Origin of the sequence: Liquorilactobacillus sicerae (genome assembly GCF_029916425.1) — a bacterium.
GTDB classification, from domain to species: Bacteria; Bacillota; Bacilli; order Lactobacillales; family Lactobacillaceae; genus Liquorilactobacillus; species Liquorilactobacillus sicerae.
The window spans coordinates 80173-92883 of record NZ_JAHAVQ010000004.1 but is presented as its reverse complement, the minus strand read 5'-3'; the positions used below and the strand labels follow the sequence as shown (position 1 = coordinate 92883).

Below are 12711 nucleotides of genomic sequence, written 5' to 3'. Positions count from 1 at the left end.
TTCACTCCTTGATTGGTAAATGCTTGATTTTTTCTGAAAAATAGCGATTTTCTTTATCATTTGAACGCTGATAAACAACAAGCACATGTCCGATTTTCTGCAAAACACTTGCTGGTAGTTTAGCTTCAATCAATTCAGCCGCCTTACTTTCAGTGACTGGAGCATTTGGCAAGAGATTGACTTTAAGCAATTCCCGCTTGTTCAATGCCTTTTCTAACTGCTCCAACCAAATCTCTGAAATTCCTTGCTTCCCAATTTGAATTAGCGGGCGTAACGAATGAGCCGTCGACTTCAGCCACTTTTTTTGTTGATTGTTTAGTTTTTGTTTTTTCATTAAATCATTGCCTTTCTAATTGTCACTCCGGTTTCTTTGGGAGCCCAAGCAGCAATCGTTGCTCCAACTGGAATTGTGACCCAGCCCAAACCAGAAAATACGAGATCGCTTTTTTGCTGAGCTTTGAAAACATGCCGTTGCAAATTTCGAAAACTGGCTGCATTTTCTTTAAATGGCGGTTGTAAAAGCTCCCCTAAATGCCGATCAATAAAATATTCAGCATTTTCAGTCTTAGTCCGATGCACCTTCAACCGTTCAGCTAGGTACAAAACTAATGACTTTTTTGAACATTTTAAATAATCAATTCGTGCTAGCCCGCCAAGCAACAAAGTTTGACCAGCTCCTAGCTGATAAACTTTGGGTTTTAATTCCTTATTTGGCTGGATCAACTTCATTTCCTTTGGAGTCAGGCGGTGAATGATTTGATTTGGTTGCATGATTCCTGGTGTATCAATCAAATTGCCGCCATCTGTCAATGGCAGCTTAATGAAATCCAAAGTCGTTCCAGGAAAACGAGAAGCTGTGATCAAGTTTTTAATTCCTGCCGCCTGCTGTAATAAATGGTTAATCAAAGTTGACTTACCAACGTTTGTTACCCCAACAAAATAAATGTCCCTTTGTTGACGATATTTATTGAGCTGTTGCACTAGCTCATCAATTCCACGATTTTTTTCCGCACTCAATAAAACAACGGCTAATGGTTTGAGGCCAACCTGATTAGCTCGCTGGCGCAACCAATCTTTGATCTTGGCACGTTTTAAGGACTTAGGTAAAAGGTCTTCCTTATTGCCAACTAGAATATACGGATTATTACCAATAAAACGTTGCAACGATGGTAAAAGTGAACCATCAACATCAAAAATATCAATTACATTAACTACTAAAGCTGACTGTTGACTAATCTGACTTAAAACTTTCAAAAAATCAGCATTTGTCAGTGATACTGGTTCGATTTCATTATAATGGCGTAAACGAAAACATCGCTGGCAGTAAATATCAAGCTGTTGATCCTCTCTTGCAGCCAAAGTTGCAGCTGGAACATATCCCAGCTCTTGCGGTTGGCTGGTTTGGATTGGTGCGCCACAACCAACACAAAATAAGCATTCTTCAGCCATTTAATTTGTTCCTCCATTCATCATCCAACATTTTATGTTTTAAAAGATAATGACGAACCACTTTTTCAAGCAGGCGATTGATTTTAGTATTCCAAGCATCAGAAGCGACCAGCGGCTTAACTAAGATACTGCGAATATTTGTACAATTAGCAGCTGCAATATCTGTCAGTAATTGATCACCAACTAAAACTAACTGATCATCAGTTAAATTTAAACGTTTCTTAGCTTTTTTTACTCCAAAGCCAAATGGTTTCATTGCCCGCGCAACAAAATCTGTTCCTAACGGTTGAGCAAACTTCTTTAGACGATGGTGATTATTATTCGAAACTACGATCACTGAAATATTTGCTTTCTTCATCATCGCCAGCCAATTTCTCAGTTGGTCATTATTAGCTTGGGGTTGATTCCAAGCTATCAAAGTATTATCAAGATCAGTTAGGATCGCCTTGATCCCATGTCTTTTTAAATCTGCTGGGGTCAAGCTATAGATTGAGTTTAACATCCAAGTTGGTTTAAATCTTTCAAACATTCGTGACACTCCTATTTTCTCTTAACCTATTATATTATAGGTCAAAACTGATCTAATAAGCAAAATCACTATCAAATAATCAAGACTGTTTGACTAAAATTAAAGGCCCGGATCAAAAAAATGATCCCGACCTTCTTAGACAAAATGTTCTTATTTAGCCAATGCCTTTTTTGCTTCATCAACAAGCACACTAAAAGCAGCTCCATCGTTGACAGCTAAATCAGCTAACATTTTACGGTTTACTTCAACTCCAGCAACCTTTAAGCCATGCATCAATTGACTGTAACTGATATCATTCATTCGAGCTGCAGCATTGATCCGTGCGATCCATAACTTACGGAAGTTGCTTTTATTTTTCCGACGATCGCGGAAAGCATATTGATATGATTTTAAAACCTGTTCCTTAGCAGCTTTAAATTGTAAGTGCTTGGCACCGCGGTAACCTTTTGCTAATTTAATAATTCTTTTACGACGTTGACGTGTAACTGTTCCACCCTTAACACGTGGCATAATAATTCCTCCTTAAACTCCGATCCAATATTCGCGATAAATCAGACAGCTGCAGCTGCCAATTATTTCATCTGTGACAGCATCTGCTTGATTCGTTTCATATCTGAGCTAGAAACCATTGATGCCTTCCGTAATTGACGACGTTGTTTCTTAGTTTTTCCATGAAAACGATGACTTGTATAAGCATTAAAGCGCTTCAAACCACCTTTGCCTGTCCGGCTAAACCGTTTTGCTGATGCGCGATGTGTTTTTTGTTTTGGCATAATCCAATTTCCTCCTAAATAATTAAGCCTTACTCTCGGTCTGCGGAGCGAGCATCATAAACATACTCCGTCCATCCATTTTTGCCCTTGATTCGACAGTAGCAACTTCTGCCACTGCTTTAGCAAAACGGTTCAATACATCATAACCGATTTCCTTATGAGTAATTGCTCGACCCTTAAAACGAATTGATACTTTGACTTTATCACCTTTGCTCAAAAACTTCTGAGCATTTTTCGTCTTGGTATTAAAATCATTAACATCGATTGTTGGGCTTAAACGTACTTCTTTGACATTAATAACTTTTTGCTTTTTTCTCGCTTCACGCTGCTTTTTCTGCAACTCAAACCGATATTTTCCATAATCCATGACTCTGGCAACTGGTGGTTTGGCTTTAGGAGCAACTAAAACCAAGTCTAAATTTGCACTTTCAGCAATTTTTAGTGCTTCCTGCTTAGACTTAACTCCCAGCTGTGAACCATCACTGGCAATCAGCCGAACTTCACGGGCACGAATGCCTTCGTTAACCATTTTATCGATTGCTATGGTCTTTCACCTCCAATTAATTTTCCGAGAAATGTAGCAGAAAACGGGTAGCTTTGACCAAAGCTACCCGCACAGCAAAACTATATTATCGTTCATCGGCCCACAGGCTTTTGTCTGTCAGGCGAGAAGCGGGTGCTTCTGCTTTTTCTCAACCTATTAAGCTTACCAATTGTTTAAAAAGATGTCAAGCTTTAGTTTTCATTGGGACGACTGTAAGAAGTAATATCTGCTAGAACTTCTTTTTCAAAATCAGCAAAACTCATTGACTGGGTCTTCTCTTCACCATAGCGCCGAACAGATACTTGGTTAGCTGCAACTTCTTTATCACCAACCACTAAAGTATAAGGAATTTTATTAACCTGAGCTTGACGAATTTTATAACTCATTTTTTCGTTGCGATCATCAATTTGGACTCGCACATGATTTGCCACTAAATGATCAGCTAATTTATGAGCATAATCTAAATGAAGATCATTATTTACTGGAATCAAAGCTACCTGTTGTGGTGACAACCATGTTGGAAAAGCACCTTTATACATTTCTGTCAGATAAGCCACAAACCGTTCCATAGTCGATACGATACCACGATGGATCATTACCGGCCGATGTTCTTGACCATCAGTACCAACATAATGAAGATCAAATCTTTCTGGCAATAAGAAGTCTAGTTGGATTGTTGACAATGTTTCTTCTCCACCGAGTGCTGTCTTAGTCTGAACATCTAATTTAGGGCCATAAAAGGCTGCTTCACCTTCAGCTTCAAAGTAATCCAAACCTAGATCATCCATCGCAGCTTTCAACATTTTTTGAGATTTCTCCCACATTTCATCGTTATCAAAATATTTTACTTTATTTTTGGGATCCCGATAGCTTAGTCGGAAACGATAGTCAGTAATATCAAAGTCTTGGTAGACTGAAACCATCAATTGTAAAATCTTTTTGAATTCTGATTCAATTTGATCTGGTGTTACAAATGTATGGCCATCATTCAAAGTCATCTCACGCACTCGAGAAAGTCCAGTTAAAGCACCAGATTTTTCATAACGATGCATCATCCCTAATTCTGCAATCCGCAATGGCAAATCACGGTAGGAACGAATATGATGATTGTAGATTTGAATATGCGATGGACAATTCATTGGCCGGAGTTCAAGCATCTCACCATCACCCATATCCATTGGCGGAAACATATCTTCACGGTAATGTGCCCAGTGGCCGGATTGCTTATACACATTCAAATTAGCTAAAACCGGGGTATAAACGTGCTGATATCCATCTGCAACTTCACGATCAATAATGTAACGTTCAATTGTTCTTCTGATCGTGGCTCCCTTTGGCATCCAATAAGGCAACCCTGCTCCAACTTTTGGATCAACGAAGAACAAATCTAGTTCATTTCCAATCACCCGATGATCACGTTCATGAGCTTCTTTTTGCCGTTCTAACTCAGCATTAAGATCGGCTTGTTTAAAGAAAGCCGTTCCGTAAACCCGCTGAAGCATTGGATTACTTGAAGCACCTTTCCAATAAGCTCCGGCCACTGATAAAACTTTAAAAAATTTCAAGGCTGAACTATTAGGTAAGACCGCAGTTGCCGAAAAATCAACAAAACTGCCTAATTTAATTGCCTTAACTTGGTGTTCTTGTGCATTTGCTTTGATTAAATCTTGCCGATAAGGATCATCCCCGACAAGTTTAAGTGCCTCAGCAACATCATATGAAACTTCTTCCAAAGGCAAAGCTTTTTTAACCAGATTGCTAACCTCTTTAGCAATCTTTTCAAAGTCAGTCTCAGCAACTTGACCAGCCTGATTATCAGTATCAACATAGAATCCGTGCTCAGTTGCCGCATTTTCGCCAAAATTCATTTGCGGATATAACTGACTTAAAGCTGCGCCCAAAACAACTGCCCCGGTTTGCCAAAGGATCGGTAAAGCAGTCGGTTGGTCCTTAGTCAAAATTTCAATTGAGCCATCAGCTGTTAATTGATGGGCTAAGCCTACCAATTCACCATTGTAACGAGCACCAACCGCTTTTTTAGCCAAGCTGTTGCTAATTGATGCTGCAACAACTTTAACTGTCGTTAGCGCTTCAAACTCTTTAGACTTGCCATCAGGAAATTCAATTTTGATTTTTGCCATAAATTATTACCTCCTAAATTTTTCAATAAAAAAATCCCAAACAGACATTTTAACTATCTGCTTGGGACGCAAATTTACGTGGTTCCACCCAAATTCTAGGATCAAATAAATGATCCCCTCAATCCGTCATTAACGGTAACGATCCGGCCCAGCATTTAACTAAGCTGTAAATGGAAGTGGTAAGTCGTTAAGCAGCAAGTTCTCAATCAATCCTGCCATCCCTGTAATTTAACAACCGTTTATCTTCCACATCAATTAATTCTTATTAAAACACGCTTCCCACCAAAATTCAAGTTTTCTTAAAAAAACTACGGATTGCGCCGATTTCTCCCGACCATCCTGATCTCTTGTGCTAAGTAACGGATTCTTTCCATGATGCGTTGTGCTTTTAGCGGTTCAGCTTCTCCACGATTATTAACTGTTAAGTAGCCGTCCTGCAATTCTTTAAGCGATAAATTCGAACTAAAAAATGTGGCTAGCTGTTCTTGCATCCGATATTGCAAAATAACTCCTAAAACATCATCGCGAATCCAGCTAGACAATTGATCAGCACCCAAATCATCAATCATTAAAACCGGCGTGTTCTTTAACTTTTCCGTTAAGTTTCGTGTCCGATCTGTTCCAATTGAATTTTTTAGGTTAACCGCAAAAGATGGAAAATGAACTAGTAAAGAACGATATCCTTCCGCAGCCAAACCATTAGCGATTGCTGCTAATAAATAAGTTTTGCCGACTCCAAAACTACCCGACAAGTATAAGCCCTGATGAAAAGTCTGCGGTGAGTCCAAATAAGCTTTCACAAAGTTTACTGCTGCGACAGCTGCTTCTTGACGACCAGCTACTTCAAAATTGGCTAGTTGGGCACGCCGCAAGGACTTCGGCAGATTTACCAGTTGAATTCGCTGCTGCAGCTGAACCTGTTTGTGTTGTTCTTGCAGTTGCTGACCAGGCACATAGCTAACTTCAAACGAATGATCAACGACGCGCAGCTGCGGTACATAACCAGGTGCTAAAGTTGTCTGACCGGTCTTCAATTGATTTTTAGCCGTAACAAACTCATAAACCTTGCTAGCGCTTCTTTTCAAATCAGCCGTGGTCAGTTCATCGTGATGAGCAGTAATCAATGCCCGAACTTCTGGATCAGCAAAAGCTGCTTTTATCAGTTGCTGATAATCTTTGTTCCAGTTATGCTTATCCAATTCATTTTCAAACTGTTTGCCGATATCGTGCATTGATCACACCATCCTTTATTTTTTAAACTTTTTGAGTTCTTTTTCAATTTTTTTGATTTCCTGCTCAGATGAAGCTGACTTTTTCGTTAGCTGATAACCTTCTCGTGCCCAATCAGGCAATTTTTCCTTTTGAATGATCCGTTTTGAACGAAATACTTGTCTTCGCTGGTCTTTACTTTGTTGGTTAGTTAAAGCCTTCTCTTTAACCTGGCGAATTTGGCTGAGAGCTGCTCGGGCATTAGTAACTTTTTTTCTCTTCCAATCAGCAGCTACTTTTTCAAAGAAAGCTCGATTTAAGCTCGGCATGTCACGATCAATGATCATATAATAGATTAAAACATTGATCACCTCTGGAGACAAATACTCTAAACCGCCAAACCGATCAATCAAGTTGCGTTCTGAACTTGTGACAAAACTTCCGGCTTCAGCTTTGAGCGTCTGCAAAAATTCGCTAGGAGCATAGGCCTGACAAGCAGTCAACAACTGTTGTGCAAAAGTATCAGTTTTACTGGCTGACGTTGTTGCTTTATCCAATTCACTAGCACTTTTTTTATTGCTATCGGTTGGCTGCAATGCTTGACTGGCATGCAACAATTGAAAAAACAACTTAAAGTCAACTTGATCAGTTTGAACATTTGCCGCATTTTCCAACAGATGGACAATTTTGATCTCATCCAAACCATAAACCAAGCTTGCCGTCCTCAACGCTGATTGGTGCTGCCAAACTTGGGCCTGATCGACAAATGATTTACTTAGCAATTGCTTGAGCAAAGGAACATCTAAAGTACTAGCAGACTTATTGACCGCTGAAGCTGATTTTGCAGGCTGGTTGATTTTTACCAAACTAGCATGCGTCAAATCTTTAGCAGCAACTTGAAAAACATCCAGCAGATTCTTGGAGATTTCTTTGCCAGTAAATGACTGTTGATCACCTGCTGAGAAAAAATGCGCCGCCAATCGTCGATAATGCTGCTCACCAACAGTTTCTAGCAATAAGCTTCTTAACAAATCATCTTTAAAAAAACTGCTTGGTTGTTGCGGTCGCTGGAGTGAAAACAATAATTCCCCTTCAAAATCAGTTTCTCTAACAAAGGTTCGCAATAAGCCAAGTGCTTCTAAATGCTGTAAAGCTTCAGTGAAACTCTGCCAACCACTATTTAATTGCTCTAACAACTGATAACAAAATCCAGTTACCGGTTTAGCCACTACCCAAGTTTGGAATAAACCATACAAACTGCTGGCTGTCGGACCAAGCAATGGTTGATAAAGCCACAGTACAATTTCCTGATCTCCGGCGAGGATTCGTTCAGGAGCAGTTAATTCAAATTGAGTTTGCGGACTAAATTCTACTTTTTGTACCATTACCCCCACCTACTACTTTTTTGCTGATTTGTCAGTTGAATCATCATCATCTTGTGAGTTTTTCTTATCACGAGCCATCATTTCTTTCAGTTCTTTCATAAAGACACTCATGTCCTTAAATTGCCGATAAACGCTGGCAAATCTAATATAAGAAATTTCATCAACATCTGCTAATAATCCCATTACGTATTCACCGATCAGCTGGCTAGAAACTTCATTTTCACCTAAAGAGCGAATCTTAGTTTCAACTTGGTCAACAATTTGGGTAATCTTATCCATCCCAACCGGTCTTTTCTCTGCTGATCGGATAATTCCCCGCAAAATCTTATCACGACTAAACTCCTCACGTTCACCATTTTTTTTAATCACTAATAAAGGTGTTTCTTCAATTCTTTCAAATGTAGTAAAACGAAAACCACATGCTTCACATTCACGTCGCCGTCGAATAACCTTTCCGTCATCAGTTGGACGACTGTCAACGACTCGTGATCCATTGTGCTGACAATGAGGACATCTCATTTAATCCACCTCATTAATTTTTCTTTAAACAAACTGCTTTTCCTGTAGCCATTTTATCACTTGACTTCGCAAATGAGCAAATCCTTGCGAATTATCGATCACAAAATCTGCCAGTTGATCCCGTTTTTCAGTCGACATTTGAGCAGCTAGCCGATTTTCAGCTGATTCTTTGCTCAAATGATTACGTTCCATTAAACGTTTGACTTGCAGCTGTTCAGATAAACTAATAGTCATCGTTTGATCGCAATAGCTTTGATAACCCCCTTCAAATAAAAGCGGAACCATCAAAATAATCAATCGTGGCCGTTGCTTTTTTAATTCCTGCAGTTGCTGTTGAATCTCTTTTCTGATCAATGGTCCAGTAATCTGCTCAAGTCTTACCAATTGGCGACGATCAGCAAAAACCAATTGGCCTAACTTTTTTCGATCAAGTTGCTGATTGGGTAAAATAAAAGCTTCACCAAATTGTGCTTTGATCTGCCGCCAGCCAGGTGTTTGCGGTACAACAATTTGGCGAGCAACTTGATCAGCATCAATGATCATTGCCCCAAATTCCTGAAAGATTTTCGCAGTTGTTGTTTTCCCAGCAGCAATACCGCCAGTTAAACCTAAGACAAAACTCATGATGGCACTTGCTGACATTGCGGGCAAAAATGCGTGCCACGTTGAGCAACCCGAATTTTTTGAATTTTTGTCCCACAGCGCTGACAAGGCTGGCCCTCCTTTCCATAAACATGCAGAGCAAACTGAAATTTTCCTGAATGTTCAAAAGCGTCGGTGTAAGTTCTAACTGTTGTGCCACCAGCTTTGACCGCTGCTGTCAATTCTTGAATAATATTCTGAAAAAGATTAGCAACTTGTTTAGCAGTCAACTCATTACAGCCGGTCAAAGGATTGAGCTGGCTGAGCCACAAAACTTCATCAACATAAATATTTCCAAGGCCAACAACGATGGTCTGATCCAAAAGTGCTGGTTTAATTGCCTTTTTGCAATGCGAAAGTTTAATTGCAAAATCTCTCAGCTTAAAATCATCACTCAATGGCTCTGGTCCTAATTTACGCAAATTTGGTAAATTTTGAACTTGATCAGTCTTGACCAATTGCATTCGCCCAAATTTTCGTACATCATTGTAGCGTAACTGCTGACCATTAGCCAACTGAAAAATAATATGAGTATGTTTTTCAAGCGGCTGGTCAATTTGACGAATGAAATATTTTCCCTCCATTCGCAAATGTGAAACCATTGTCAGATTTTGATCGAAATTAAACAGTAAAAACTTTCCACGCCGCCCAATTGATAACAATTTTTTATTATTTAAAGTTTGGCAAAATTTGGCCGGCTCGCCAATAATAATTTTAGGGTAACGAACATCAACGGCAGTAATTCGCTGACCAACGACCAACTTTTCCAAGCCACGACGGACGGTTTCAACTTCAGGTAATTCCGGCATAATTTTTCGCTCCTATTTTGTTTCAAACCAAGTGTCTCCGCAAGCACTTTCAACTTTTAACGGTACTTCAAGTTTCACGGCACTATCCATGATCCCTGGAACTAATTCTTTCAATCGCAAAATTTCGTCAGCAGGTGACTCAAAGATCAATTCATCATGAACCTGCAACAACATTTTAGCCTGCAGATGATTTGCTTGCAGCGCTTGTTGCATCCTGATCATCGCAACTTTGATAATATCAGCTGCACTGCCTTGAATTGGAGTGTTCATCGCTGTCCGTTCGGCAAAGGATCGTAAATTATAATTTTTGCTTTTAATTTCCGGTAGATAACGCCGCCGTTTGAAAAGTGTTTCAACATATCCTTGAGCATGAGCTTTTTTGACAATTTCCTGCATATAGTGATGAACACCTGGAAAAACTTCAAAGTAACGTTCAATAAACTTTTTGGCCTGTTGACGCGAAATTCCAACATTTTGCGATAAACCATAATCACTAATACCATAAACGATTCCAAAATTAACTGCTTTTGCTTGACGACGCAAATTTGCAGTTACCTTTGCATCATCGGCCAAGCCAAAAATCTGTCGAGCCGTGCTGGCATGAATATCAGCACCAGCTTTAAAGGCTGCCTGCATATTCTGATCATGCGAAACATGAGCTAAAACCCGCAGTTCAATCTGTGAATAATCCGAAGAAAAAATTTTCCAACCGGCATGGCTCGGAATAAATGCCTGTCGAATTTGACGGCCCTCTTCCAATCTGATTGGAATATTTTGTAAATTAGGATCAACAGAAGATAAGCGACCAGTAGCTGTCAGGGTTTGCGTATAGCGAGTATGAATCTTTTGATCTTTGGCAGAAATGACCTTCAATAAACCATCAATATAAGTCGATTGCAGTTTAGCTAATTGACGGTATTTTAAAATATGATCAACAATTGGTGCCATCCCGCGCAACTTCTCTAAAACACCAACTGCAGTTGAATACCCTGTTTTAGTCTTTTTAATAACTGGCAATTTCAGCTTTTCAAATAGAATCACTCCTAATTGTTTAGGAGAATTGATGTTAAATTCTTCACCAGCCTCATTATAAATTGCTTTTTCCAGATCACTAAGCTGTTCGATCAATTTGCTGCTGATCGTTTTCAGCCTTTGCGGGTCAACTTTGATCCCAGTAATTTCCATTTCAGCTAGAACAAAAGTCAACGGACGTTCAATCTTCAAATATAACTCTAATTGCTGATTTGCCTCTAATTTAGCTGATAATGGCTGCTGTAGCCTGGCAATTGCCTGAACTTTATGACAAAGATGCTCAAAAAGCCGTGAATCTTCGCTGGGGATCGCATATTTTGCGCCTTTGCCATAAATCTCTTCATCGCTTGCTACTTGATAATAATCATGCTGTTGAGCTAACTTACCTAAATCATTGCTGTTATCACTGGTATCTAATAAATAAGAAACCAGTAACAGATCAAAATCGACCTGCTGCAAATGGATACCAAGCCGGCGTAGCCCAACAATCGTTCGTTTAGCATCAAATAAATTAACACTAGTTTGCTGATTTTCTAACCAATTTTTTAATGGAGCTTGCTTCAATAATTCAGTTTGCCGGCTAACGTAGTATTTGTCATCAACCTTGATGGCAAAACCGGCAAATTTAGCAGTATGATAGTTTTCCCCGCTCATTTCTAAATAAAATGCGATTTGTGCTGGTGCAACCGGCAAATTAGCTAGCTTGGCCTGTTCAAGCAACTGATAAGTCAACTTTTCTTGTTCAACAGTCGCTTGATGATCTTTGAGCTGACCATCAACTGCCATTTGTCTTAAAAAGCTGCGAAAATCCATTGCAAGATAAAATTCACGCAAATTTTCAATATCCGGTCCATCCCATTTAAGCTGTTCCAATTTAATTTCAATTGGCGCATCGCGTCTAATTTGTGCTAAATCCTTGCATAAAAAAGCCAGCTGTTTTTCATTGATTAGATTTTCTTTCATTTTTGAAGGCTTAAGCTGGTCAAGGTTTTGATAAATTTCTTCAATTGAGCCAAACTGATGCAACAAGCGTAAACCAGTTTTTTCACCAATTTTGGTTACACCTGGATAGTTGTCTGAGTTATCACCAATCAAACCTTTTAAATCAACAATTTGAGCGGGCGCCAGCCCATACTTCTCCTGCACATGAGCTGGGGTATATTTTTCAATTTCACTAACACCTTTTTGATTAACTGCAACCGTCGTTTTGGCTGTTGCCAATTGTGTCAAATCACGATCACCAGTGACGATTGTTACTTGAAAATCTTGTGCCTCTGCTTGAGTAGCCAAAGTGCCGATAATATCATCAGCTTCATAATTGATCAATTCATAACTAATGATTCCACAAGCACTCAACATCTTTTTTAAAAAAGGAAATTGCTCACTCAATTCGCTTGGCGTCTTGGCACGACCTTGTTTATAAGCAGCAAACTTTTCCGTGCGAAAAGTTTTTTTCCCAGCATCAAACGCCACCAAAACATGGGTCGGCTGAACCGTTGCCAAAACATTATCCAGCATCTTTTTAAATCCATAAATTGCATTAGTATGCAACCCATCATGATTGACGAAACGTTCCAATGATTGATGCAAAGCAAAGAAGGCCCGAAAAGCCACACTATTGCCATCGATCAATAATAATCTGTTAGTTTCCTTCATTCTATTCGAACTCCTTTGTTTTC

At 39.4% G+C, this 12711-nt stretch carries 13 protein-coding genes and 1 other annotated feature; all 13 genes read right to left on the bottom strand.

Annotated features, from left to right (window positions below; translation table 11 throughout):
- Position 1 precedes the first annotated feature (1 nt).
- Positions 2–334 carry a YhbY family RNA-binding protein gene (locus tag KH893_RS03845; protein WP_281164825.1) on the bottom strand — a complete coding sequence of 111 codons (333 nt, stop codon included), beginning with the start codon at positions 332–334 and terminating at the stop codon, positions 2–4.
- Positions 334–1449, bottom strand: coding sequence for a ribosome biogenesis GTPase YqeH (yqeH, locus tag KH893_RS03840; RefSeq protein WP_281164824.1), 1116 nt, complete (start codon positions 1447–1449; stop codon positions 334–336). Before yqeH ends, KH893_RS03845 begins: the two co-directional genes overlap by 1 nt.
- Positions 1442–1978 carry a YqeG family HAD IIIA-type phosphatase gene (locus KH893_RS03835; RefSeq protein ID WP_281164823.1) on the bottom strand — a complete coding sequence of 179 codons (537 nt, stop codon included), beginning with the start codon at positions 1976–1978 and terminating at the stop codon, positions 1442–1444. Before KH893_RS03835 ends, yqeH begins: the two co-directional genes overlap by 8 nt.
- A 150-nt stretch (positions 1979–2128) precedes the next feature.
- Positions 2129–2488 carry a 50S ribosomal protein L20 gene (gene rplT, locus KH893_RS03830; protein WP_281164822.1) on the bottom strand — a complete coding sequence of 120 codons (360 nt, stop codon included), beginning with the start codon at positions 2486–2488 and terminating at the stop codon, positions 2129–2131.
- Positions 2489–2550: 62 nt separating this feature from the next.
- The gene (rpmI, locus tag KH893_RS03825) at positions 2551–2751 is read right to left on the bottom strand and encodes a 50S ribosomal protein L35 (protein ID WP_281164821.1); all 201 of its coding nucleotides are present in this window, start codon (positions 2749–2751) and stop codon (positions 2551–2553) included.
- A gap of 22 nt (positions 2752–2773) precedes the next feature.
- The gene (infC, locus tag KH893_RS03820; protein ID WP_281164820.1) at positions 2774–3280 is read right to left on the bottom strand and encodes a translation initiation factor IF-3; all 507 of its coding nucleotides are present in this window, start codon (positions 3278–3280) and stop codon (positions 2774–2776) included.
- 48 nt (positions 3281–3328) lie between these two features.
- Positions 3329–3445: a sequence feature (ribosomal protein L20 leader region), on the bottom strand.
- A 41-nt stretch (positions 3446–3486) separates the two neighbouring features.
- A complete protein-coding gene (gene thrS / locus KH893_RS03815) occupies positions 3487–5436 on the bottom strand; it encodes a threonine--tRNA ligase (RefSeq protein WP_281164819.1) in 1950 nt (649 codons plus the stop codon).
- A 308-nt stretch (positions 5437–5744) separates the two neighbouring features.
- Complete coding sequence (gene dnaI / locus KH893_RS03810) at positions 5745–6668, bottom strand: primosomal protein DnaI (RefSeq protein WP_281164818.1); 924 nt, start codon at positions 6666–6668, stop codon at positions 5745–5747.
- A gap of 15 nt (positions 6669–6683) precedes the next feature.
- Positions 6684–8030 (bottom strand): DnaD domain protein, encoded by a 1347-nt coding sequence (locus tag KH893_RS03805; RefSeq protein WP_281164817.1) that lies wholly within the window; start codon positions 8028–8030, stop codon positions 6684–6686.
- Positions 8031–8042: 12 nt separating this feature from the next.
- Positions 8043–8549, bottom strand: coding sequence for a transcriptional regulator NrdR (gene nrdR, locus KH893_RS03800; RefSeq protein ID WP_281164816.1), 507 nt, complete (start codon positions 8547–8549; stop codon positions 8043–8045).
- Between the two features lie 24 nt (positions 8550–8573).
- Entirely contained in the window at positions 8574–9173 is a 600-nt protein-coding gene (gene coaE / locus KH893_RS03795; protein ID WP_281164815.1) for a dephospho-CoA kinase, read from the bottom strand.
- Positions 9170–10000: a DNA-formamidopyrimidine glycosylase gene (gene mutM, locus KH893_RS03790; protein ID WP_281164814.1), complete on the bottom strand. Its 831-nt coding sequence runs from the start codon at positions 9998–10000 to the stop codon at positions 9170–9172. The genes coaE and mutM overlap by 4 nt, the downstream gene beginning before the upstream one ends.
- A gap of 12 nt (positions 10001–10012) precedes the next feature.
- A complete protein-coding gene (gene polA, locus KH893_RS03785) occupies positions 10013–12688 on the bottom strand; it encodes a DNA polymerase I (RefSeq protein WP_281164813.1) in 2676 nt (891 codons plus the stop codon).
- Positions 12689–12711 lie beyond the last annotated feature (23 nt).

What these genes read in the sequence shown, in the direction of transcription:
- KH893_RS03845 (WP_281164825.1), bottom strand. Translation starts at nt 334, where the DNA reads ATGAAAAAACAAAAACTAAACAATCAACAAAAAAAGTGGCTGAAGTCG.
- yqeH (WP_281164824.1), bottom strand. Translation starts at nt 1,449, where the DNA reads ATGGCTGAAGAATGCTTATTTTGTGTTGGTTGTGGCGCACCAATCCAA.
- KH893_RS03835 (WP_281164823.1), bottom strand. Translation starts at nt 1,978, where the DNA reads ATGTTTGAAAGATTTAAACCAACTTGGATGTTAAACTCAATCTATAGC.
- rplT (WP_281164822.1), bottom strand. Translation starts at nt 2,488, where the DNA reads ATGCCACGTGTTAAGGGTGGAACAGTTACACGTCAACGTCGTAAAAGA.
- rpmI (WP_281164821.1), bottom strand. Translation starts at nt 2,751, where the DNA reads ATGCCAAAACAAAAAACACATCGCGCATCAGCAAAACGGTTTAGCCGG.
- infC (WP_281164820.1), bottom strand. Translation starts at nt 3,280, where the DNA reads ATGGTTAACGAAGGCATTCGTGCCCGTGAAGTTCGGCTGATTGCCAGT.
- thrS (WP_281164819.1), bottom strand. Translation starts at nt 5,436, where the DNA reads ATGGCAAAAATCAAAATTGAATTTCCTGATGGCAAGTCTAAAGAGTTT.
- dnaI (WP_281164818.1), bottom strand. Translation starts at nt 6,668, where the DNA reads ATGCACGATATCGGCAAACAGTTTGAAAATGAATTGGATAAGCATAAC.
- KH893_RS03805 (WP_281164817.1), bottom strand. Translation starts at nt 8,030, where the DNA reads ATGGTACAAAAAGTAGAATTTAGTCCGCAAACTCAATTTGAATTAACT.
- nrdR (WP_281164816.1), bottom strand. Translation starts at nt 8,549, where the DNA reads ATGAGATGTCCTCATTGTCAGCACAATGGATCACGAGTCGTTGACAGT.
- coaE (WP_281164815.1), bottom strand. Translation starts at nt 9,173, where the DNA reads ATGAGTTTTGTCTTAGGTTTAACTGGCGGTATTGCTGCTGGGAAAACA.
- mutM (WP_281164814.1), bottom strand. Translation starts at nt 10,000, where the DNA reads ATGCCGGAATTACCTGAAGTTGAAACCGTCCGTCGTGGCTTGGAAAAG.
- polA (WP_281164813.1), bottom strand. Translation starts at nt 12,688, where the DNA reads ATGAAGGAAACTAACAGATTATTATTGATCGATGGCAATAGTGTGGCT.